The sequence below is a fragment of the Microbacterium sp. C23T genome, from assembly GCF_053345975.1.
Genome location: NZ_JBKFBD010000004.1, coordinates 72,010 through 94,875, shown reverse-complemented (window position 1 = coordinate 94,875; position 22,866 = coordinate 72,010). Strand labels below are relative to the sequence as shown.

Below are 22,866 nucleotides of genomic sequence, written 5' to 3'. Positions count from 1 at the left end.
GGCCAGCCTATCCGATCGCCCCCCGCTCGGAAGAGGACGTTCGCCGTTCCCGCAATGTTTCGCCGCGTGTCACTCGACGTGCGGGCCGCAAGGCGGTCCTTCTACCCTGGCAGGACCGGCAAAGATCCGTTAACCAGAAGGAGATCACCGTGTCGAGCCCGCACAGCCAGATCCCGCCCCTCGAGGTGCGCGAGGCTGCGGCGTGCATGTGCGACCACGGTGACAGCTGCTCGTCCTACGCCCCCGGTCACGCGCTGCACCTGATCCAGGCGCGCCTCGCTTCGGCGACGCCGTCGGACTGGGCGGACGCGATCGTCGAGGCTTCCGACGAGCGCTCGGGCTTCGTGATCGTCCGAACGCTCGCCGACTGGACCCCGGTCGCGCTCTGGAACGGCACCGGCGCCGCCGCGGCCGCGACGCCCGGCACGCCGGTCGCGCTCCACGAGCGCTACCACGTGCTCGCCGTCGGCGGCGCGCGGTTCAACGTCCTCCGCGGCTGAGCTGAGCAGGCCCACCGCGGTCAGAAGAAAGCGACGAGCGTCAGCTCATCGCCATCATCATGTCCTTCATGGCCATGCAGGCGTCCATGCACGCCTTGCACGCCTGAGCGCACATCTTGCAGACCTCGCTGTGGTCCGCGTGCTCCATGCACTCGTCCATCGTCATCTGGCACATCGCCATGCAGGCGTCGAGCATCGACATCATGGTCGCCGGGTTCATGCCCTGCATCCGCATCATGGCGCGCATCATCGTGTTGCACATGTCGGCGCAGTTCATGCATGCGGGAGCGCACGACATCATCTGCGTGGAGCACACCGTGCATGCCTGCTCGCAGGCCGAGCAGGCGTCCATACACGCCTGCATGACCGACATGTCCATGGTCTCCATGCCGGGCATCGACATCATGTCCTTCGACATGGCGCCCATCATCATCTGATCCATCTGCCGCATCCTTCCGCGTGGGGACGACGGGCAGGGGGCCCGCCAATCGCCAGGCTAGACCTCGGGAGGCCCTCAGCAAAGAGCCGGATAGGCTCGATCAGGTGATGTCACAAACTCTTCACAAGCCGCTTCCAGCCCGGGTCTGGGCATTCCTCGCCGCACTGCTCGTCGCCTTCGGCGTCGTCCTCGCGACCGCATCGCCCGCCCACGCGCACGACGAGCTTCTGGGCAGCGACCCGGCGGCCGACAGCACGCTCGACGCCCTCCCCGCGCAGCTGACCCTCACGTTCAGCGCCGAGATCGCCGACGACGCCGGCGCTTCGGTCGTGGAGGTGACGGATGCCTCGGGCGCGTCGCTCGTCGACGGTGCACCGACCGCGCAGGACAACGTGCTGACGCAGCCGCTCGCGGGCGAGGCATCCGGTGCCGTCACGGTGCTGTGGAAGGTCGTCTCGAGCGACGGGCACCCCATCTCGGGCGAGTTCACGTTCACCGTCGCCGGCGCACCGACGCCGACTGAGACGGCGACCCCGACGCCCACCGAGACCTCGGCGCCGACCCAGTCCGCCGAGCCTACGCCGACGGTCACGAGCGAGCCTGTGGCGGACGAGGGATCGAGCGCGCTGCCGTGGATCATCGCGGGCGTGCTGGCTCTCGCGCTCATCGCCGCGGTCGTCTACCTGCTGGTCTCCCGCTCCCGCCGCGAGAAGGCCCTCGCGAACGGCGCTGCCGGCCCCGCCGACGGCACCTCGCAGGCCGACTCCGTGCCCCCCACCGACCGATAGGCTTGAGACCATGCCTCATTACGACGTCGCCATCCTCGGCGCGGGGCCCGGCGGCTACGTCGCAGCCGTCCGCGCTTCGCAGCTCGGCCTCAAGGTCGCCATCATCGAAGAGAAGTACTGGGGCGGTGTGTGCCTCAACGTCGGCTGCATCCCCTCGAAGGCTCTGCTCAAGAACGCCGACCTCGCGCACCAGTTCCACCACAAGGCCGACCTGTTCGGAATCTCGGGTGACGTGCACTTCGACTTCGGGGTCGCGTGGGACCGCAGCCGCAAGGTGGCGGACACCCACGTCAAGGGCATCCACTACCTGATGAAGAAGAACAAGGTCGACGAGTACGAAGGTCGCGGGTCGTTCGTCGACGCGAACACGATCGACGTCAAGAAGGCCGACGGCACCACCGAGCGCGTCACCTTCGACAACGCGATCATCTCGACCGGCTCGAAGGTGCGTCTGCTCCCGGGCGTGCAGATCGGCGGCAACGTCGTGACGTACGAGGAGCAGATCCTCGCCCGCGACCTGCCCCAGTCGATCGTCATCGTGGGCGCCGGCGCCATCGGCATGGAGTTCGCCTTCGTGATGGTGAACTACGGCGTCAAGGTCACGATCATCGAGTTCCTCGACCGTGCGCTGCCGAACGAGGACGCGGACGTCTCGAAGGAGATCGCCCGCCAGTACAAGAACTACGGCGTCGACATCCTCACCTCGACCAAGGTCGAGACGGTCACCGACCAGGGCGACAAGGTCACCGTGACCTACACCGCCAAGGACGGCACCCAGGGCTCGATCGACGCCGACAAGGTCATGATGTCGATCGGCTTCGCCGCCAACGTCGAGGGCTTCGGTCTCGAGAACACCGGCGTGAAGCTCACCGACCGCGGCGCGATCGACATCGACGACCACATGCGCACCAACGTGCCGCACATCTACGCGATCGGCGACGTCACCGCGAAGCTGCAGCTCGCGCACGTGGCCGAGGCGCAGGGCGTCGTCGCCGCCGAGACCATCGGCAAGGCCGAGACCATGACGCTCGGCGACTACCGCATGATGCCGCGCGCGACGTTCTGCTCGCCGCAGGTGGCCTCGTTCGGCCTCACCGAGCAGCAGGCGCGCGACGCCGGCTACGACGTCAAGGTCGCGAAGTTCCCCTTCTCGGCGAACGGCAAGGCGAACGGCCTGGGCGAGCCCATCGGCTTCGTCAAGCTCATCGCCGACGGCGAGCACCTCGAGCTGCTCGGCGGCCACCTCATCGGCCCCGACGTCTCGGAGCTCCTCCCCGAGCTCACGCTCGCGCAGAAGTGGGACCTCACCGCTCTCGAGGCGGCGCGCAACGTCCACACGCACCCGACGCTGTCGGAGGCCGTGCAGGAGGCCTTCCACGGCCTGGCCGGCCACATGATCAACCTCTGATCAGCTGACGCGGAACGCCCCGGACCTTCTCGGAGGTCCGGGGCGTTCTCGTGTGTTCAGGCGCCGAGGGTGCGGGCGAGTTTGGAATCGGATGCTGCGGCCCGGCCGCCGGCGGCCCGCACCGCGGCTTCGGCGGCCGCGAGCAGCGCCGCGCGCTCGTCCGCCGCTTCGGGTGCGGCGGGTCCGAGTTCGAACTCCCACTCGCGCCAAGACCTGTCGGTGCCGGAGCGCTCGTCGGTGGCGGTCACGTGGTCGTCGACGAACTCCGCCACGAGACCGCCGCGCTCGTCCTGCAGCGCGTAGGCGGTGCGGCCGTTGCGGATGCGCGCGATCGGCGCGAAGTCGGACGCTCTCGCGAGCTTCGAGACCGCGTCGGCGACAGCATCCGGGAGCTCATCCACCGGGCTGATCGGCCAGTGCAGCTCGACGCGGCCGCCGTCGGCCCCGCGCGGGCCCTTGATGTGCCAGCCCTCGTCGGGTCCGCCGGTGCGATGGCGCACCGCGTAGCCGGCGTGGGCGAGCGCGAGATCGTCGCTGTCGAGGTAGGTGGCGTCGAGCTGACGCAGCTCCGGCCCGCCGACGTGCACCACACCGGGAAGCGTCGACCAGTCGGGCAGCGGTGTGGACTCGTCGACGTCGAACTTCAGCTCGACCTCGACGCTGTGCGATGCACCGTTCGCTCCGGCGTCGCCGCCGGTCACGTCGGGAGTGCGATCAGTCGTCACGACCGTCCGGGTTCGGGTCGATGTCTTCGGTCGCCTCGACATACACGAAGCGGGTCTCGGTCGGCCCGTCCTGGTCGCCCGTGTGGGTCTCGTCGCCTTCGCGGCGGTAGACGAGCTGTCCCTCGCCGTAGGGGACGATGTACGAGTCGGAGACGGTCGGGTCGAGCGGAATGATCTGTCCGTCGAGGGGTCCGCCGTGCAGTCGTGCGATTGCCATAGCGCCAGCGTAGACCCGGCACCCGACGCGGGCCGCTCCCTTGCGATTCACGGCACCCCGTGTCACGCGGACGGGACTGTCGTTCACCGAAACGGTGCAAGCGCTTCCAGCTTTTGCCCCTAGAATCGCGAGCGTGAAGGCCATCCGAACGTTCACCGTCCGTCCCGTCCTCGCCGCTTCCCTCGCCCCACTCGACCGCCTCGCCTCCAACTGGCGCTGGTCGTGGAGTCGCGCGACGCACGCGCTGTTCGCCTCGATGGATCCCGTCCTGTGGGACGAGATCGGTGCGAACCCCGCACGGATGCTCGGTGCACTGGGCCAGGAGCGCCTCGACGAGCTCGCCCGCGACGAAGAGTTCGTCGCCCGCGTGCGCGAGGAGGACGAGCGTCTCACCGCGTACCTCGAGGGCGACCGCTGGTTCCAGCAGCTCGAGGGCGACAAGCCCGTGCACATCGCGTACTTCTCCCCCGAGTTCGGCGTCGACGGCTCGCTGCCGCAGTACTCCGGCGGCCTCGGCATCCTCGCCGGCGACCACCTCAAGAGCGCGTCCGACCTGGGCGTGCCGCTCACCGGTGTCGGCCTCTTCTACCGCGCGGGCTACTTCCGCCAGTCGATCGGAGACGACGGCTGGCAGCGCGAGAGCTACCCGCTGCTCGACCCGTACGGCCTCGGGCTGACGCTCCTCCGCAACCGCGAGGGCGCCCCCGTCGAGATCGCGCTCGACCTGCCGGGCGACCGCCGGCTGCATGCGCGCGTCTGGGTCGCCGACATCGGCCGCATCCCGCTGCTGCTGCTCGACTCCGAGACGCCGTCGAACACCGACGAGATGCGCCGCGTCACCGACCGCCTCTACGGCGGCGGCGGCGAGCACCGCCTGCTGCAGGAGCTTCTCCTCGGCGTCGGCGGCGTGCGCGCGGTGCGCGCATGGTCGGAGCTGAACGGCCGCCCCACCCCGGACGTCTATCACACCAACGAGGGCCACGCCGGGTTCCAGGGGCTCGAGCGCATGTCGGAGCTCATCACGCACGACGGGCTCAGCTTCGACGAGGCCCTCGCTCAGGTGCGCGCCGGCACGGTCTTCACGACGCACACGCCGGTGCCCGCGGGCATCGACCGCTTCCCGCGCGACCTCATCGCGGACTTCCTCTCGAGCGGCCTGTTCCAGGGCCTCGACGCCGGCCGCGCGATCTCCCTCGGCCTCGAGACCTGGGAGGGCGGCGACCAGGGCGTCTTCAACATGGCGGTGCTCGGCCTGCACCTCGGCCAGCACGCCAACGGCGTCTCGGTGCTGCACGGCGAGGTCAGCCGCGGCATGTTCGGCATGCTGTGGCCGGGCGTCGACACCGACGAGGTGCCGATCACGTCGATCACCAACGGCGTGCACGCTCCGACCTGGGTGCACCCCGCGCTCAAGGCCGTGAGCGAGCGCGCGTGGGGCGACGCGCACACCGACACGCACGACTGGACCGACCGGAACGTCGTCAGCGACGCCGAGCTGTGGGGCGTGCGCCAGGAGATGAAGGGCGAGCTCGTGGCCGAGGCGCGGCGGCGGGTGGCAGCATCCGTCTCCAACGGCCACACCCCGTCGTGGGTCGAGGATCTGCTCGACCCGGAGGTGCTGACCATCGGCTTCGCGCGCCGCGTGCCGACCTACAAGCGCCTGACGCTCATGCTGCGCGACCCTGAGCGGCTGACGCGCCTGCTCACCGACCCGGACCGCCCGGTGCAGATCGTGATCGGCGGCAAGTCGCACCCCGCCGACGACTCGGGCAAGATCCTGATCCAGCAGCTGGTGCGCTTCAGCCGCGACCCGAAGGTGCGCGGGCGCATCGTGTTCCTGCCGGACTACGACATCACGCTCGCCAAGGACCTCTACCCCGGCTGCGACGTTTGGCTCAACAACCCGCTGCGCCCGCTCGAGGCGTGCGGCACGAGCGGCATGAAGGCGGCGCTCAACGGCGCGCTCAATCTCTCGATCCTCGACGGGTGGTGGGACGAGTGGTACGACGGCGAGAACGGCTGGGCGATCCCGACGGCCGACACCGCGGCGAACGACGAGGAGCGCGACGACGACGAGGCGGCAGCCCTCTACGACCTCATCGAGCACCAGCTGGTGCCGCGCTTCTACGAGCGCGAGGGCGGCATCCCGCTCCGCTGGCTCGACATGGTGCGCCACACCATGACCGAGCTCGGCAAGAAGGCGACGAGCGACCGCATGGTGCGCGACTACGTCCAGCGCCTGTACGTGCCGGCGGCGGCGCACGACGTCGCGCTGCGCGCGAACGAGTTCCTCGAGGCGCGCGCAGTCGCCGCGTTCGTCAGCCGCGTCCGCGAGGCGTGGGGACGCGTGTCGATCGCAAGCGTCGACAGCTCGGGCATCCCGCAGCAGGCGCAGGCCGGCGACACCCTCGAGGTGCGCGCCGACGTCCGCCTCGACGGCCTCTCGCCCGACGACGTCGCGGTCGAGCTGCTCTACGGCGCGACGAACGAGGACGACGCGCTGTCGCGCGACCACTCGGTGTACCGCCTCTCCCCCGGCGCGTCCGCGGCGGACGGCGCGACGGTGTTCAGCGGCACCCTCCCGCTCGGCGTGACCGGCACCTTCGGCTACACGGTCCGCGTGCGCCCCGCGCACCCGCAGCTGGTGTCCCCGGTGGAGCTCGGCCTCGTCACCTACGCCTCGTAGGACTTCGCATACGGATGCCTCGGCCACCCCGTTGACCCGGGCGCAGGTGGCTGACTAGGGTCGTGCGGGAAAACGTATTCCTCGCGTTTTCAACGATGAAGGCCCGTCCCCACGCGGGCCGCAACCTCGGGAGAGCGATTCGAAGATGAATCTCCGCAGCACCTCTATCCGCGCGCTCGTGGCCGGCTCGGCCGCGTGCGCACTCACACTCGGACTGGCGCAGCCCGCGCTGGCCGAGCAGGCCTCCCCCGCCGACGCCCAGCTCGAAGCGCTCGACCGCGGCCTGGTCGCCGTCTCGACGGGCGAGGGCGTGTTCCTCAGCTGGCGCCTGCTCGGGACCGAAGCCGGTCCCGCGACCGAGACCGGCGTCAGCGGCCCGTCGTTCGCGGTGTTCCGCGACGGCGAGCGCATCGCCACGGTCGACGACAGCACGAACTATGCCGACGCGGACGGGTCCGCAGCATCCGTCTACACGGTCGCTCCCGCATGGAACGACGTGACCGGCGAGCAGTCCGCCCCCGTCTCGGTGTGGGGCGACGGGTTCTACGACCTGCCGCTGCAGAAGCCGGCCGACGGCGTCACCCCCGCCGGCGAGGCGTTCACGTACTCGGCGAACGACGCGTCGGTGGCCGACGTCGACGGCGACGGCGCGTACGAGTTCGTCGTGAAGTGGGACCCCTCGAACTCGAAGGATGTGTCGCAGAAGGGCTACACGGGCACCGTGTACGTCGACACGTACGAGCTCGACGGCACGCTGCTGAACCGCATCGACCTGGGTGTGAACATCCGCGCGGGCGCGCACTACACGCAGTTCATGGTCTACGACTTCGACGGCGACGGCCGCGCCGAGACGATGCTCAAGACGGCGCCCGGCACCACCTCGATCCGGTACAACGCCGACGGCACGGTCGCGACCGAGGCCGGCATCACGATGCTCGCCGACGACGTCGCGGCCGGCTACACCGCCGCCGACGACTACCGCATGAGCGCCGCCGACTACCGTCAGCACCTCATCGAGATGTTCGAGGGCTGGTCGGAGCACCCCGAGGTCGTGGCGGGCAACTGGCCGGCGACCCTCGAGGAGGCGTTCGGCATCCCCGTGACGCACGAGTACCCGCTGTCGACGGCGTCGGCGACCGAGCTCGTCGACTACTTCATCACCACCTACGCACCGAGCCGCAGCGCGCGCAACGACCTCACGACGTTCGAGGGATTCATCGTCGACGGTCCGGAGTACCTGTCGGTCTTCGACTCGGCCACCGGCGAAGAGCTCGAGACCGTGCGCTACGAGCCCGGCCGCGACGACGACGGGCTGCTGTGGGGCGACTACGCGATGGCCCGCATCGAGCCGGGCAACCGCGTCGACCGGTTCCTCGCGGGCGTCGCGTACCTCGACGGCACGCACCCGTCGGCGATCTTCGCGCGCGGCTACTACACGCGCACGACGATCCACGCCTACGACTGGGACGGCGAGCACCTCACCACGCGCTGGGCCGTCGACAGCGGCCACGTGCCGATGACGAACCCGTTCAACGACGGCCCGCACGGTCGCGACGGCACCGACCCGGTCTACGGCTCGATCACTACGCAGGGTTTCCACTCGCTGAGCGCGGCCGACGTCGACGGCGACGGCAAGCACGAGATCGTCTACGGCTCGGCCACCATCGACGACGACGGCGGACTGCTGTACAGCTCGTTCGACGTACTCCCTGCCGGCAGTGCGGCACCGGGCGAGAACGTGCGTCTCGGCCACGGCGACGCGATGCATGTCACCGACATCGACCCGAACCGCCCCGGTCTCGAGATCTGGACCGCGCACGAGGGTGCGACGTTCGCCCCCTACGGCTCGGCGATGCGCGATGCCGCCACCGGCGAGGTGCTCTTCGGCGCGTACTCTGGCCGCGACACGGGCCGCAGCATGATCGGCGACGTGCGCGCCGACGTGCCGGGACTCGAGGTGTGGGCGAGCATGCCCAACGGCACCGAGGGATCGGGCCTGCTGAGCGCGACGAACGCGCCGCTCGCAGCATCCACTCCCGGAACCAACCAGTCGATCCGCTGGGCCGCCGACATGACCACCCAGATCGTCGACGGCGCCCTCGAGGTCACGCCGACGATCAAGGATTGGACCCGCGGCACCGTGCTCACCGCCGACGGCACGCGCACGAACAACGGCACCAAGGGCAACCCGTCGCTCGTGGCCGACGTGTTCGGCGACTGGCGCGAGGAGCTGCTCGTGCGCACCGTCGACTCGAGCGCGCTGCGCATCTACACGAGCACCGAGGTGACCACGCACAAGCTGCCGACGCTCATGCACGACGTGCAGTACCGCGCCGAGGTGGCCCGCCAGAACACCACCTACAACCAGCCGTCGTACACGAGCTACTACTTCGCGAGCGACATGGACTTCGCGAAGGTTCCGGTGCTCACGACCGCGGCGACGCCCCGCGCGCCGAAGTTCACCGACCCGAAGGGTTCGAACTCCGACCACGTCGTCGTCACGCCCGACAAGGCGTTCGACTACTACGTCAACGGCGTGAAGGCCGAGAAGCCGCTGGTCAAGGTGCCCGCCGGTTCGAAGGTGCAGGTCACCGCGGTCCCGAAGGCCGGCTTCGCCGTCGCCGCCGGTGCCGTGTCGACGTGGACGCACCAGTTCAGCAAGTAAGGATCGACGGATGCCTCGGCCCGGCGCACTGCGCCGGGTCGGGGCATCTGTCTGTGCGGGCCGGGGTTGCTCGTTGGTCCGAGGCGTTTCGTCTCGCTCGTTCCTCGCTCGCTCAACGAACAGCAGGAGGGCGCATAGGCTGGTGCGGTGAAGCCGTTCGTCCTCCTTGCGACCCGGGCCGAGGACGTGCCGGCCGACGAGGAGTACGCGCTCTTCCTGCGGTACACCGGCCTCTCCGCCGACGAGCTCATCCGCGTGCGACTCGAGGCCGAACCGATGCCGCGGATCGACCTCGATGAGGTGTCGGGGATCTTCGTGGGCGGCGGGCCGTTCAACGCGTCCGACCCGCTCGAGAAGAAGTCGCCGACCCAGAGGCGGGTCGAGCAGGAGTTCGGCATCCTTCTCGACGAGGTCGTCGCCCGGGACTTCCCGTTCCTCGGCGCCTGCTACGGCGTCGGCACGCTGGGCGCCCACCAGGGTGCCGTGATCGACCGCACCTACTCCGAGCCGATCAGCGTCGTGCCCGTGACGATGACCGCGGCCGGGGCATCCGATCCCCTGCTCGCCGGTCTGCCCGAGACATTCGGCGCCTTCGTCGGACACAAGGAGGCGATCTCGCAGCTTCCGGCGTCGGCGACGCTCCTCGCGTCGTCGCCGACGTGCCCGGTGCAGATGTTCCGGGTCGGCGAGAACGTGTACGCGACGCAGTTCCACCCCGAGCTCGATGTCGAGGGCATCACGACGCGCATCCACGCGTACGCCGACTACGGCTACTTCGCCGCCGACGAGCTCGAGCTGACCCTGGCGGCCGTCCGCACCGCGGCGGTCTCGCACCCGAGCCGCATGCTCCGCACCTTCGTCGAGCGCTACGCGCGCTGACCCCTTCGCACCGCGCGACCGCGGTGGTACGCTCCCCGCACCGGCTGCCTCCGCCTGGGGAGATCGAGGTGCGTCATGGGTTCGACCAAGCTGCTCATCACGGGTGCTGTCATCGCGGTCGTGGCCTCGGCCGCGATCATCGTGCCGGCCGTCGCGTCGGGTGTGCCGTTGGCGAGGGTACTCCCCGCGACGAGCGTCGTCGCACCGGACGACTCCGCGGATGCACAGCGCAACGGCAAGGCGTGGGGGCACCACAAGGACGACCCCGCGTTCCCGGGCAACAACGGCAACGCGTGGGGGCACCACAAGGATTCGCCCGACTTCCCCGGAAACAAGGCCGACGACGGCGACGACCAGCAGGACGGCCCGGGCAACGGGAAGGGCAAGGCCTGGGGACACCACAAGGACGACCCCGACTTCCCCGGGAGCAACAGCGACGACAGCGAGTAGCCGCGGCGCTCAGACTGCCCTGCGGTCAGTCGGTCGGCGCCGTCACGATTCGGGAGACGGATGCCTCGCCCTCCGGCTCGACCGATTCCAGCGCGGGACCAAGACCGATGTCGACCAGGACGACGTCGCCGGCGAGCTCGGGTCCGCGTCCCGTGACGAGTCCGGCCTTCACCGCGCCGAACGTGACGGTGACGGATGCTGCGAGCACGGCGTCGTCGGCGGTTCCGGTGTCGGGGTGCAGACCGCTGGGGATGTCGACGGCGATGACCCGCGGCATCCGTCCCCCTCGACGCAGATCGTCGCGGATCGCCGTGACGATGCCGCGCGCCCGGCCACGCAGGGCCGAATCCGTGGAAGCGCCGATGCCGAGGATGCCGTCGACGACGAGCGCGTAGTGGCGGAGATCGTCGTCGACCTCGGGGAGGTCGACGCGTCGGACTCCGGCGGCGACCGCGGCGGCGAGGGCGGCTTCGTGGAACCGTTCCGAGACGAGCAGCACGTCGACGTCGGCGACGCGGGAGAGGTGCACGGCCGCGTAGAGGGCATCACCGCCGTTGTCGCCGCTGCCGGCGAGCACGAGCACGCGCGGCCGCAGGTCGACCGGCGACTCGGGGATCACGGCTTCGAGCACGCCGGTCAGCGTGACGACGGTCTCGGGCGTGGCGAGCTCGGCGCGCACGACATCCGCGAGGGCCGCGGCGGCGCGGCGCATCAGCGGAACTCCGGCGTCGAGCAGGGGGCGTTCCGCCGCACGCACCTGGTCGGCGGTGAACGTCGGAACGCGCTCGCTCATGTGCGGTCGGCCTTGTCGGAGACGCGCTCCTCATCTGAGGAAGCGTCGTGGTCGCCGGCCTGCTCCTTCGCCTTGCGCTTCTGCTCGGCGATCTTCTCGCGCTCGGCGTCGGCGCGCGCGTGCTCGAGCTCTTCGGTGGCCACGCGCACAGCATCCTCCGCCTGACGCACGCGTCGCAAGGCGAATGTCGGGGACCCGAAGCGCTCCCGCACGCGGTCGACGCGCTGGCGTTCGCTCAAGATGATCCAGGTCGACGCGAGGAGGATCACCTGCGCCGAGAGGTTCAGCCAGAGGAGCAGGGCGATGAGCGATGCGAACGAGGCCAGCAGGGGGTTCGCGCTCGCACCGGCGACGAAGAGGGTCGAGAGCTGCTGGAGGACCGTCAGCCCGACCGCTCCGATCAGGGCACCCGACCACAGCGACGCGGCGTGCGCCTTGACGCCGCTGAGCGAGACGAACGCGACCGCCACGATCGCCATGTCGAGCAGGAACACGACGACGATGGAGACGCTGCGCGTGACGAAGTCGGCCAGCCCGCTGTGGCTGACCCCCAGCCAGTCGAGCGCCGCCCCGACGAAGGTCGTGCCGATGAACGTCGCGCCCGCCGACAGCACGAATCCGCCTCCGATCGCGATGGCGAGCAGCAGGTTGCGCAGGATCACCCAGATCCAGAACACGTCGTCGTGCACCTTGTCGGCGAGCGAGCGCAGCGCGACGCGCAGCGACCCGATGGCGCCGATCGCCGCGCCGAAGAGACCGACGAGCGCGAGGATGCCGGCGACCGTGAGACCGGCAGGGGCTTCGATGGTGGAGACGTCGATGAGGCCGTCGCCGTCTGTTCCGAGCAGGCCCGGGATCGCAGCATCCACCGCATCGATCAACGACTGCCACGCGGCGGGGTTGTCGGCGAGCCAGATCGAGGCGAAGGAGAAGCCGAGGAGGACTCCGGCGAACACCGAGAACAGCGACCGGTACGTGATGCTGTCGGAGAGCATGGGACCGCGGCGTTCGAGGTAGTGGAACCAGACGCGCACGGGTCGGATCGAGAGTGCCCAGGCCGTCAGCTTCGCAATCAGGTCCGCCATGGCACGACCTTATCGAGCGCGCGCGGACGGGCAGCCCAGGGTTGACGCGCGCCACATAGTATGTCCCTGGGGATAGGGGTGTTGCCGTGAGAGGTCTTGCACAGACGCTGGTGCTCACCGGAGCAGTCAGGGCTGCCGACATGTCGGCCGCCCTCGCTCAGGTGGGCGAAGGTCCGGAGCTGCAGCGGTTGCTGGTGAGCTCGAAGCTGGTCACAGAAGGACAGGTCGCCGAGGCGATCGCCCTGCACACCGGCCACCGCTACGTCGACCTCGCCGAGATGCCGCTCGACCCGAACGTGGTCGCGCTCGTGCCCGGCAACCTGTGCCGCAAGTACGGTCTCATCCCCGTCGACCGCCGTGGCGAACGCCTGACTGTCGGGGTGCTCGACCCGACCGACATCGTCGCCCTCGACGACGTCGCCTCGATCACGGATCTCTTCGTTGAGCCTGTGGTCGTCGCCGAAGACGCACTGCTGAACATGTTCGAGCGGTTCCTGCGCTCGGACGAAGAGCTCAGCGAGCTCTCGATGACGATCGAGGAGTCGAGCGAGTCCAACCAGGCCGCGTTCACCGAGAGCCTCGAGGAGCAGGACGACACCGCCCCCATCGTCAGGTTCGTGAACCTGCTGATCGCGCAGGCCATCAACGACCGTGCGAGCGACATCCACGTGGAGCCGGGCGAGAAGCAGCTGACCGTGCGGTTCCGCATCGACGGCGTGCTGCACGAGATGCAGAAGGCCGACCGTGCCATCCAGGACGGCATCATCTCGCGCCTGAAGATCATGTCGTCGATCGACATCGCCGAGAAGCGCAAGCCGCAGGACGGCCGCCTCTCGGTGACGCACGAGAACCGCACCGTCGACCTCCGCGTGGCGACGCTTCCCACCGTGTGGGGCGAGAAGATCGTCATGCGAATCCTCGACAACACGGGCCAGGTCATGACGATGCGCGACCTGCTGTTCTCGAGCACGAACGAGAAGCGGTTCCGCGAGGCGATCACGAAGCCGCACGGCATGATCCTCGCGACCGGCCCGACGGGGTCGGGCAAGTCGACGAGTCTCTACACGGCGCTTCGCGCGATCGCGAACCCCAAGATCAACGTCATCACGGTCGAGGACCCGGTCGAGTACCGCATCGCCGGCATCAATCAGGTGCAGGTGAACAACCGCGCGGGCCTGACGTTCTCCACGGCGCTGCGCTCGATCCTGCGGTCGGACCCGGATGTCGTGCTCGTCGGTGAGATCCGCGACTTCGAGACGGCGAACATCTCTATCGAGGCCGCCTTGACGGGGCACCTGGTGCTGTCGACGCTGCACACGAACGACGCGCCCTCTGCTTTGACCCGGCTTACCGAGATCGGGTGCGAGCCGTTCCTCGTGGCGACGGCGCTGTCGGCCGTGATCGCACAGCGGTTGGCGCGGCGGCTGTGCATGCGGTGCCGGGAGCCGCTGGTGGAGCCGAGTGAGGTGCTGCGGTCGCTGGGATTTCCGCACGACCCGGCGGACGTGCCCGAGCTGTACAAGGCGGTGGGATGCCCCGCCTGCAGCGGCACCGGATACCGCGGGCGTGTGGCGCTCCACGAGGTGATGACGCTGAGCGACGAGATCGAGTCGCTGGTGGTGACGCGGTCGACGGGGTCGGAGATCCGTCAGGTAGCGATCGAGCAGGGGATGATCTCGCTCCGCGAGGACGGGTGGTCGAAGGTCGCGCAGGGGCTGACGACTATTGAAGAGGTGCTGCGGGTCACCGTGTGACGCGCGTGGGCGCCCGCGTCCTTCGCTCGCGCAAAACGGCGGCGACACGGCCCTTTGCGCAAGCGAAGATGACGCGCTTCCCGCCCTACTGCTTTGCGAGCTCGCCGTACAGCGTGAAGATCGGCAGATAGAGCGAGATGACCATGCTGCCGATCACGATGCCGAGGCCCACGATAAGAATCGGCTCGATCGTGGACGAAAGCTGCGACGTCGCGGTCTCGACCTCGTCCTCATAGAAGTCGGCGATCGACGCAAGCATTTCGACGAGCGTGCCCGACTCCTCGCCAACGGACACCATTTGCGGCACCATCGCCGGGAATACCTCGGCCTTGGCCAAGGGCGCGGCGAACGTACGACCTTGGCGGATCGACTCCTGCACATCGCGAACGGCCTGCTCGATCTTCCAGTTGTTCGATGCCTGCCCGACGATGCCAAGAGCTTGGATGATCGGCACGCCGGCGTTGAGCATCATCGAGAGATTCCGCGCAAAGCGCGCGACGGCGATCTTCGTCGTGAGCTTGCCGAAGACCGGCATCTTCAACTTGATCGGGTCGAAGAAGCGGCGGTACTGCTCGGTGTGGCGGTTCGCCCTCCACCAGATCACGAGGGCGAGCACGACAACAACGATGGTAGGTATGACCCACCACATGTTGTTCGAGATGTTCACAAGGATTTGTGTCGGGAGCGGCAGCGAACTGCCGAGGCTCTCGAACATGCCCTTGAAGACGGGAACGACGAATGTGACCATGACCAGCACACCGATGATTGCAATCACCAGCACGATCGCGGGGTACGTGACTGCGGCGCGGATCTTGTTGTGCAACTCTGCTTCGCGCTGATAGTTGTCTGCGATCGACGTGAGCGCGCTCCCCAGGAAGCCGCCCGTCTCACCAACCTTGATGATGCTGAGCATGAGCGGCGGGAACGTCTGCGGATGCCGAGCCAGCGCCGCGGAGAACGAGGAACCTGCCTCGACGTCGGCTTGAACCTGCACAAGAGCGGGCTGAAGCCTCTTGTCGGCCGTCTGCTCGATCAGAATTGCAAGAGTCCGCATCAATGGGAGTCCTGCGTTGATGAGCCCTGCCATCTGTCGGGAGAAGACAGCGAGGTTGCGAGCCGATACGGTCTTCGTTGCGCCCGGCAGCTTGATCTCGCGGTTTAGCCCGGTGCTGGACTTGAGCGTCACTTCGAGCGGCGTGAGCCCCTGAGCCTTGAGCTTCCCGGCGACCGCCGATTCGCTCGCAGCCTCGATCGTTCCTTTGACGACGGACCCGCCGCGGGGATCGACCGCCCGGTAGACGAACTCCTGAACGACGGCCATCTCAGCTCTCCTCGTTCGAGGCGGCCCACGCCTCGAGATCGTCGACGCCGCCCCACTCGACATCTCTCGCTGTCGGGTCGACTCGGCCGCCTACGGTGGGCGTGCCGAACCGTGATCCCATGCCGATGCCTGTGCCGGCAGTGGCGCTGGCGGGGACCGAGGCCGCCGTCTCGCCTTGGCGCCATTCGCCAGCATGGTGCGCCCACTCCTCCGCGTCGAGATCGCGCGGCTTGATGTAGACGCCGTCAAGGCTCTTCGGGTCGACGGCGAAGTCCATCGCAACGTTACGTGCGATCGTGCCTTCGGCCACAAGGCGCCGAAGATCCTGGTCGAGCGTGTGCATCCCGATCTCGGAACCCGCCTGCATCGCAGAATAGATCTGCGCGACCTGTCCCTCGCGAATCATGTTCGCAACGGCCGGGGTGTTGATGAGTACTTCGGTTGCGATGGTGCGCCCGTTGACCTGAGCGAGCGGCAACAGCGTCTGGCTAATAATGCCCTGCAGGGTGTCGCCGAGCTGGGTGCGGATCTGGTGCTGCTGGTCTGCCGGGAATACGTCGATGATGCGATTGATGCTCTTCGCGGCGCCCTGTGTGTGAAGAGTCGAAAGCACCAAGTGACCGGTCTCTGCCGCGGAGAGCGCGGTGGAGATCGACTCGGGGTCGCGAAGCTCACCGATGAGGATCACATCGGGGTCCTGGCGCAGCACGCGGCGGAGCGCCTCGGCGAACGAGTTCGTGTCGCGTCCGACCTCGCGCTGATGAACGAGCGCGCGCTTGGATTGATGGTGAAACTCGATCGGATCTTCGATCGTGACAATGTGCGCCGGAACGAGTTGATTTACGATGTCGACCATCGCAGTGAGCGTCGTCGACTTACCGGACCCGGTGGGACCAGTGAGCAGGACGAGCCCCCGGGGACGAAGAGCGAGGTCGCGCGCTATCGCGGGAGCACCCAACTCCTCAAGCGAGTACACCCGGTCTGGGATATACCGCAGGGCGATTGCGATCGAACCGAGCTGGCGATAGACGTTAGTACGGAACCGCCCGATGCCCGGGGTCGAATGCGCCAGGTCGACCTCGCCATGAGCGAGGAACTCCCTGCGCTGCCCGTCGGTCATCAACTCGAACGCGGTGCGCTCGACCCACTCGTCGGATAGCGGTTCTGTATGGCCCGGCACAGGGACGAGATCACCGTCGACGCGAAGCAGCGGCGGTGCGCCGGCAGTGATGTGTACGTCCGACGCGCGGTGGCGCGCCCCGCGGGCGAGGAGCGTTTCGAAGTCGAGTGTCTCCATCATTCTCACCTGTCCGCGTCGACGTACGTCAGAGCCGAGATCTGGACGTCGATGCCGCCTCCTCCGCTCGGACCCATGGTCGCCGTGACACTGTTCAACAGGCGCGGCCCTGCGCGGAGCGCATCGAGGAATACCGTCGCCTGAGCGATGTCCGCGGCCGTAGCGCTGATGACGAAGTCGACTTGCTGGCGCCCTGCTGAGGCGGCATCGGTCGTGGGTGCCGTCGGCGTTACGGCCGAGGTGTTCGCGGCTGCATCCGCTTCCGCCGCGGGGGTCGGGTCCGCGGCAACCGCGTCATCGCTGGACGCGCCGGTGCGAGGCGTGTATCCCACCTGCTCGCCAGCGGTGACTGCCGTTATCAGCACTCCGGACGCCTCAGCCGCGTGACCCACGACCTCAAACACGTCGTCGAGCTGCCCGTTGGCCGGAATCTGCGAGCGCAGGGCGCCAACGTTTGCGTTAATCTCGTCGAGGTTCTCCTGCTGCGCGGTGAGGGTGTCGACCTGAGCTTGGTAGAGCTCATTGGTGCTCGCAACGGTCGCCGTTTGCCCATCCACCGCAACGGCTTGGAAGTAGAGCGGCAGTGCCACGAGAAAGACTCCGAGCGCGATTACACCGAGCGAGACGACGAGGCCGATCGCGGTGACGATGTGCTTGGGCATCATTTCGTCCCTTCTTCAGGCGCGTATTGATTCGAGTAGACGCTCTGGTCGAACTGGACGGTCAGTAGGTAGGTGTACCGCCCCCCGGTTGCTGGACTCGTAGTCACTGATTGCCCATCTGCGTACAGCACTCCTTCGACGCCGCGCAGCGACCGGATCAGCGGCACAATGTCGATCGGCGTCGGGCTGTCGAAAGTGACGGTGCCGACCAACCCCTGTTCGAGCGCCGGGTCGTCACCTTGTGGCGCGCCCCCGACCGTGAGGTCGACGCCCGTGATGGCCGTGTCGGCGGGAAGCACACCTGCGATCTTGTCGATCACAGGCGTCCAAGCGAGATCGGTCGCCATTGCATCGGTGCGGTACGCCGTCAGCTCCGACTCCGTGGAGAGCGCCTGGCTCACGTCCGACAGTGACGCGATCTCGGTGAGCAGCGCGCTCGTGCGAGCCTGTTCAGCGACAAGGCGCTGATCGGCGAAGTACTTGAATGCAAAGGCGCCGCCGATGATCAGTACAGCGACCACGATCGCACCAAGCACGAGCCACACCCACAGTCGAACGAGCTGATCCCGCTCTCGGCGCGCAACCTCGCTACGCGGCATGAGGTCTACGCGGGGCGCTCCTGAGAAGGGCACCGGAATGGCGGTCATTTTCCGACCTCGCCAAGTGCGATGCCCACAGTGCCGACGAGGTTGAGCGCGACTTCGCCCGCGGGTGGCGGAGTCGACATCGAAATCACATCGCCGACAGACACCACACTCATTGGGATGTCGATGGCTGCGCCCAGAGCCGGCAAGATTCCTTCGACCGCGGCTCCAGCACCCGTGACGAAGACGCGTGCCAGCGCGACGGAGTTCGCGCGGCTACCGAAGAATGCGAGCGTGCTACGGAGACGCGCAGCCAGGTCGGACACACCCGGCGGGGTCGATGCCCGAATCGCACCGCGCGTGCGGCTGGTGAGCCCACCCCCCACGCCGTTACCGGCGGCGGCGAGCTCGAGCTCAGGCTCGGCAATCTCTGCGCTGTGGCGACGGGTCGAGCCGGTCGCTACGTCAATGGGCAATAGACGGACGAACAGCGGTACGCCGCCGCGAGAAATGACCACTTGCGTGGTGTGGTCTCCGATGCTCACGGTCGCCACGGTCTCCTCGGCTGAGGCGAGCGGCGCCGTGACGCGTGCGAGGCCAAACGCGGCGAGGTCGACAGCCTGGGCCCGCACCTTTACCTTGGCGAGGGTCGAGATGATCTGCTCGATGTTCTCGGAAACCGCGGCGACGAGCAAACCGGACACCTGATCCCCGTCCTGCGACAGCGGGAAGAAGTCGAGCACCGCCTGACTCGCGGGCACCGGCAGGAGGTCTTGCACCTGGTACGGAAGCGCTTCGCGCAGGAGATCCGGCCGCATTGCCTGCGTCGTATACTCGCGCACCAGGATTCGACGGCTCGCGACACCGAGGACCGCGTCCTTGCTCCTAAACCTTGCGCCGGTCCAGAGCTGCCGCAGCGCGACCGCGACCGCGCCAGAGTCGAGCACCTCCGAGTCACGCGCTGCCTCGGGTGGCAGCGGCACCTCGCCGTATGCGATGAGTTGGGGTCTGCGACCGAGTGAGATCTCCGCAGCGCGGACGCTCTCCTCCGTCACCTCCAGCCCAACGACCGACTTTGCCATGGTTTCCCCTTCCCCCAAAGTGTCGACGTCAGGCGCCGACGAAGAGATTCACGTACCAACGGCCGACGGCTTCGCCGGCAAAAACTCCAGTCCAGGCCCCGAGGATCATCCAGGGCCCGAACGGGATGGCGGTCTTGCGTCCAGCTCGCCGGAGAAGCATAAGGACGATGCCGAACACGCCCCCGTAAAGGAAGCCGGCAAATGCGCCCACAGCGAGCGCACCCCAACCGAGCCATCCGAGATAAATCCCGATGACGCCCGCCAGCTTGACGTCTCCCCCACCCATACCGCCCGGCCGCACCGCGCGCATCAGGAAGTACAACAGGTACAGCACTGCCATGCCGATCGCTGCGACGGCCAGGGCGCTCCAGGCAGTCGTCAGCCAAGCCGCGATGGTGAAGAGGATGCCCGCCACCAGGTAGCTCGGCAGCACGATGCTATTCGGAAGTCGGTGTGTGTCGAGGTCGATGAGCGTCAGCACGATCGAGATCGAAGTGAAATAAAGAAACGCGACAATCGCGATCCCGAGTGCCAATGCTTCGACCGCGCTGACACCACCGATCGTCGAGCGCGCGAGGAGCGATCCGGACGAAACATCAGGGCCCCAGGAGTACACCGCGAGACCCCACCAAGTGACCACCGCGAAAGCGACTCCGGTCACCGCCTCAACGATCGGATAGCGCACTGAGATCGGCGCACCACATTTGGCGCACTTGCCGCCAAGCATGATCCAGGAGGCCACGGGAATGTTCTGCCACGGCTTGATCGGCGCGTCGCAGTGCGGGCAACGACTTTCGCGCAACAGCGAGATCTTCGCCGGCACCCGGTAAGCGACGACGTTGAGGAATGACCCGATGAGGAGGCCAAGTACCCCCGCCACGATGACGAGGAAGGCGACGACGATACTCAACGGCTACTGCTCCATCTGCGAGACGCGCGACGGCGGTTGAATCGTCGTGATGATGGTGCCGTCATCGCCAGTTCCGGTGGCATCCTTGATGTAGCACCCCAGGTTGATCAGGGGCGCCCACGCCATCGAGCGGCACGTGAACTCCGGCTGTACCCAGTGATTCGTGGTGGTCTCGTTGTCGGCAGCGTAGAACTGGCCCGTGAAGGACACCGAGCTGGAGGAATTGGGCACCTTATCGAGCCCGCAAGGCGAATAAATCATGAGGTAGGGCGACAGCGTGCTCGATTTGCCGGGCAGGTTCAGCTCATCGACTGGGTACGTAGGCGACGGCCCGCAGTTCGGGCCTGCCGTGGTGGGCGCAGCATCCGCGTGGATCACGAAGAGCTGCGGGGTGTTGGTGGCGCCGACGGCCGTGAGCGACCCGCCAACCGTCACGTTCATCTCCACCGCAGCGGGCACGAGAAACACCGCATCGTTCTGGATGTTTCCTGCGTTAAGCGTGACGGCGACCTCTGTCGTGCAGGCGCGGTAATCGATGCCGTAGCGCGTTTTCCCGGTGCCGAGCGCCTCCTGAAGCTTCGCCGTCATGTTCGCCTTGCAGTTCGTCGGAGAGTTAGCGACAGTCGTCCATTGGACATCGGTGCCCCACAGGGCCGGGTCTGCGCCGAGATCAAGCCAGTTCGTCATCTGATAGACGGCTTCGAGCGTCGGGTTGAACACCGCCGGCGAGGGCACGACCGCGGCAGTCTTTGTTCCGTTGACTGTCGCACCCGTCCCGGTGATCGTCGTCTTCGCCTTAACGTTGCCGTTCACGGTCCCCTTAGAGAGGACCACTGCTCCCCCCGACAAAACGTTCCCGAGGATGTTGCCGTTGTTCGTGTCGATCGTGATCGAGCCGTTCTGCGAGACGACATCACCCGATCCGGTTACCCCCGTTGTTCCGATGGTGATCTTCGGTCCACCTACGTTGATGGAGTCGCGGGCATAAAGACTCCCTGTGATGTTGCAGCTTTGACTAAGCACGACGCTCCCGCGCGGAACCCACAGATCACCGTTGATCGTCGAGTCGCTGTTGCACGCATAGTTTCCGTCGCGGATGACGACATCACCCAAGTAAGTGGACTTCGTCAGCTTGAAAGTCCCCGAAAAGTATGCAAGGGAGCCTCCGGGCTGATTGGTGTATGTCGCGAGCCTCTGGTAAAGCGCCACCACAGTTGTGGAATCGCCATCGGGACCGACGCCGGTTGAGGTAATCTGAATCGTCGCGCTATTAGTCGTGCTCAGGCAAGAATCGGTAAGGTGCGCTGCGTCGACTCCGAATAGTGCGGATACGTTTCGGTAGGTCGGATTCGTTGAGTCCGCGACTGACTTGGTGCAACCGTTCGCCATCACCGCGGCGAGCATGGCATCGCGCCCCGACTCCGCCGCGACATACGCCTGCGTTTGACTCAGATTGGTTTCGTTGGCTTTGAAAGTGAAGAGGACGCTCGCGGCGACGAGCGATGCGATCACGAACCCGACCAGCATGACAACCAGCACCATTACCAGCGCGACGCCATCCTGCTGATCGTCCGCATCTCCGTCACCATTGCGGTGCGACAACTTCATGTCCAACATGATCCCCCTCCTTGAGGAGAAGTGCGCAGCGATACTGATCCGCTGATTTTTACGGGAGCCGCATCCGTCCCGATGTTGAATGCGTAGTCGACGGTATTGGAACTCGACAATGTGAAGTAGGCGGCCACTCCAGATACCTTCGTCACATCTGTCGCCCAAGCCGGCGGCGATGGCAGAGCAGATCCGGTCGAAGCCGACGCCATGTGCAGGCCACCGTCGGACGACACCCAGAACATCTGACACTGCTTGTCGCCGGCATATTCGGTGCGCACCCATAGCGTGGATCCGCCATCCGTGACACGAAGCGCCACTCCGTTCCGAACAGCACGCTCGACACTCTGGCCCACCAGTTGGCCTCTGTTGGTCGCGGCCGTCGTGGTCGTCACATCACTCTGAGCACGCCACGAGTTGGCGAGGATCGTGCCGATGGTGACGGCCAGGATCCCGAGGAGGATGACGACGATGATGAGTTCGATAAGGGAAAGCCCGTTGTCGTCTTCTCGAAGAGCGCGGCTACGAGTCATCATGGCAGGTAAATTTTCGCTGTCACAGTTGCCAGCTTCGTCCCGCTCTCCGCCGTCGCCGTGAGCGTGAGGGCTACAGCCTGCAGGTGGGTGGTGGACGTACATGCTGGCGGTGGTCCGGTGATGGTGATAGTGCCGCCGCGACCGTCCTCGGTCGTTGTGCCAGGAACCACGGCTGCCTGCAGGTCTGCGCACGCGACGTTCGTCGTGTTGCGCAGCCTCTCGATTTGCGAGTTGAGCGCCCGCGTAGCCGTCGCCGTCGACGACTGCTGTGAAGAATAGGCGATGCCGTTGAAGAGGGCAGGCAAGATCGCGATCGCAACCAAACCCAACAGAAAAAACGCGATGATCACCTCAGCGAGGCCAAACCCCGCGTCGCCAGCGCTGTGATCCCTCATCCGCCCACCTCCCCAAGTGGCAGAATTCCCGACCTAATCATGCCACGAGGGCCGGAAGCGAGAAGCCTCCGACCCCCGCGCT

22 protein-coding genes are annotated in these 22,866 nt (G+C 67.2%); 8 read left to right on the top strand and 14 right to left on the bottom strand.

Annotation, left to right across the window (positions count from 1 at the left end; translation table 11 throughout):
- The first annotated feature begins 149 nt into the window (after nt 1-149).
- Entirely contained in the window at nt 150-500 is a 351-nt protein-coding gene (locus ACLBXX_RS03430) for a hypothetical protein (RefSeq protein WP_447656842.1), read from the top strand.
- A gap of 40 nt (nt 501-540) precedes the next feature.
- Here the strand turns inward: ACLBXX_RS03430 and ACLBXX_RS03425 are convergent, their stop codons facing one another.
- A complete protein-coding gene (locus tag ACLBXX_RS03425) occupies nt 541-942 on the bottom strand; it encodes a hypothetical protein (RefSeq protein WP_387138414.1) in 402 nt (133 codons plus the stop codon).
- 104 nt (nt 943-1,046) lie between these two features.
- Here ACLBXX_RS03425 and ACLBXX_RS03420 point away from each other — a divergent pair, with 104 nt between their 5' ends.
- Both ACLBXX_RS03420 and lpdA read left to right on the top strand, forming a co-directional pair.
- Nucleotides 1,047-1,727, top strand: coding sequence for a copper resistance protein CopC (locus ACLBXX_RS03420; RefSeq protein ID WP_447656841.1), 681 nt, complete (start codon nt 1,047-1,049; stop codon nt 1,725-1,727).
- Between the two features lie 10 nt (nt 1,728-1,737).
- Nucleotides 1,738-3,135 carry a dihydrolipoyl dehydrogenase gene (gene lpdA, locus ACLBXX_RS03415; protein ID WP_447656840.1) on the top strand — a complete coding sequence of 466 codons (1,398 nt, stop codon included), beginning with the start codon at nt 1,738-1,740 and terminating at the stop codon, nt 3,133-3,135.
- A 56-nt stretch (nt 3,136-3,191) separates the two neighbouring features.
- Here lpdA and ACLBXX_RS03410 read toward each other — a convergent pair whose 3' ends face one another.
- Together ACLBXX_RS03410 and ACLBXX_RS03405 are read right to left on the bottom strand one after the other, a co-directional pair.
- A complete protein-coding gene (locus ACLBXX_RS03410; protein ID WP_447656839.1) occupies nt 3,192-3,860 on the bottom strand; it encodes a CYTH domain-containing protein in 669 nt (222 codons plus the stop codon).
- Complete coding sequence (locus ACLBXX_RS03405) at nt 3,850-4,077, bottom strand: hypothetical protein (RefSeq protein ID WP_045299024.1); 228 nt, start codon at nt 4,075-4,077, stop codon at nt 3,850-3,852. The genes ACLBXX_RS03410 and ACLBXX_RS03405 overlap by 11 nt, the downstream gene beginning before the upstream one ends.
- A gap of 133 nt (nt 4,078-4,210) precedes the next feature.
- Between ACLBXX_RS03405 and glgP the strand changes: the two genes are divergently transcribed.
- The 4 genes from glgP (at nt 4,211) to ACLBXX_RS03385 (ending at nt 10,757) form a co-directional block, all read left to right on the top strand.
- Complete coding sequence (gene glgP, locus ACLBXX_RS03400; RefSeq protein WP_447656838.1) at nt 4,211-6,763, top strand: alpha-glucan family phosphorylase; 2,553 nt, start codon at nt 4,211-4,213, stop codon at nt 6,761-6,763.
- A gap of 145 nt (nt 6,764-6,908) precedes the next feature.
- On the top strand, nt 6,909-9,428 hold the full coding sequence (locus ACLBXX_RS03395) for a rhamnogalacturonan lyase (RefSeq protein ID WP_447656837.1): 2,520 nt from the start codon (nt 6,909-6,911) through the stop codon (nt 9,426-9,428).
- Nucleotides 9,429-9,575: 147 nt separating this feature from the next.
- Nucleotides 9,576-10,307, top strand: a complete 732-nt coding sequence (locus tag ACLBXX_RS03390; protein ID WP_447656836.1) for a glutamine amidotransferase — start codon at nt 9,576-9,578, stop codon at nt 10,305-10,307.
- A gap of 75 nt (nt 10,308-10,382) precedes the next feature.
- Entirely contained in the window at nt 10,383-10,757 is a 375-nt protein-coding gene (locus ACLBXX_RS03385; RefSeq protein ID WP_447656835.1) for a hypothetical protein, read from the top strand.
- Between the two features lie 25 nt (nt 10,758-10,782).
- Here the strand turns inward: ACLBXX_RS03385 and ACLBXX_RS03380 are convergent, their stop codons facing one another.
- Together ACLBXX_RS03380 and ACLBXX_RS03375 are read right to left on the bottom strand one after the other, a co-directional pair.
- Nucleotides 10,783-11,550 (bottom strand): NAD(P)H-hydrate epimerase, encoded by a 768-nt coding sequence (locus ACLBXX_RS03380; protein WP_447656834.1) that lies wholly within the window; start codon nt 11,548-11,550, stop codon nt 10,783-10,785.
- Entirely contained in the window at nt 11,547-12,635 is a 1,089-nt protein-coding gene (locus ACLBXX_RS03375) for a YihY/virulence factor BrkB family protein (protein ID WP_447656833.1), read from the bottom strand. Before ACLBXX_RS03375 ends, ACLBXX_RS03380 begins: the two co-directional genes overlap by 4 nt.
- Before the next feature lie 86 nt (nt 12,636-12,721).
- Here ACLBXX_RS03375 and ACLBXX_RS03370 point away from each other — a divergent pair, with 86 nt between their 5' ends.
- Entirely contained in the window at nt 12,722-14,389 is a 1,668-nt protein-coding gene (locus ACLBXX_RS03370) for a GspE/PulE family protein (protein ID WP_447656832.1), read from the top strand.
- An 85-nt stretch (nt 14,390-14,474) separates the two neighbouring features.
- On the opposite strand, the gene ACLBXX_RS03365 is transcribed toward ACLBXX_RS03370, so the two are convergent.
- The 9 genes from ACLBXX_RS03365 to ACLBXX_RS03325 are packed head-to-tail and all read right to left on the bottom strand — an operon-like array spanning nt 14,475 to nt 22,784.
- Nucleotides 14,475-15,710: a type II secretion system F family protein gene (locus ACLBXX_RS03365; protein WP_447656831.1), complete on the bottom strand. Its 1,236-nt coding sequence runs from the start codon at nt 15,708-15,710 to the stop codon at nt 14,475-14,477.
- A gap of 1 nt (nt 15,711) precedes the next feature.
- Entirely contained in the window at nt 15,712-17,007 is a 1,296-nt protein-coding gene (locus ACLBXX_RS03360) for a type IV pilus twitching motility protein PilT (protein ID WP_447656830.1), read from the bottom strand.
- A 5-nt stretch (nt 17,008-17,012) separates the two neighbouring features.
- Nucleotides 17,013-17,672 (bottom strand): hypothetical protein, encoded by a 660-nt coding sequence (locus tag ACLBXX_RS03355; protein WP_447656829.1) that lies wholly within the window; start codon nt 17,670-17,672, stop codon nt 17,013-17,015.
- On the bottom strand, nt 17,669-18,316 hold the full coding sequence (locus tag ACLBXX_RS03350; RefSeq protein WP_447656828.1) for a hypothetical protein: 648 nt from the start codon (nt 18,314-18,316) through the stop codon (nt 17,669-17,671). Before ACLBXX_RS03350 ends, ACLBXX_RS03355 begins: the two co-directional genes overlap by 4 nt.
- Nucleotides 18,313-19,335 carry a type IV pilus biogenesis protein PilM gene (gene pilM / locus ACLBXX_RS03345; protein WP_447656827.1) on the bottom strand — a complete coding sequence of 341 codons (1,023 nt, stop codon included), beginning with the start codon at nt 19,333-19,335 and terminating at the stop codon, nt 18,313-18,315. Before pilM ends, ACLBXX_RS03350 begins: the two co-directional genes overlap by 4 nt.
- 28 nt (nt 19,336-19,363) lie before the next feature.
- The gene (locus tag ACLBXX_RS03340) at nt 19,364-20,245 is read right to left on the bottom strand and encodes a prepilin peptidase (protein ID WP_447656826.1); all 882 of its coding nucleotides are present in this window, start codon (nt 20,243-20,245) and stop codon (nt 19,364-19,366) included.
- Between the two features lie 3 nt (nt 20,246-20,248).
- Entirely contained in the window at nt 20,249-21,862 is a 1,614-nt protein-coding gene (locus ACLBXX_RS03335) for a hypothetical protein (RefSeq protein ID WP_447656825.1), read from the bottom strand.
- Nucleotides 21,850-22,389 carry a type II secretion system protein gene (locus ACLBXX_RS03330; RefSeq protein ID WP_447656824.1) on the bottom strand — a complete coding sequence of 180 codons (540 nt, stop codon included), beginning with the start codon at nt 22,387-22,389 and terminating at the stop codon, nt 21,850-21,852. Before ACLBXX_RS03330 ends, ACLBXX_RS03335 begins: the two co-directional genes overlap by 13 nt.
- Nucleotides 22,386-22,784, bottom strand: coding sequence for a type IV pilus modification PilV family protein (locus ACLBXX_RS03325; protein WP_447656823.1), 399 nt, complete (start codon nt 22,782-22,784; stop codon nt 22,386-22,388). Before ACLBXX_RS03325 ends, ACLBXX_RS03330 begins: the two co-directional genes overlap by 4 nt.
- Nucleotides 22,785-22,866 lie beyond the last annotated feature (82 nt).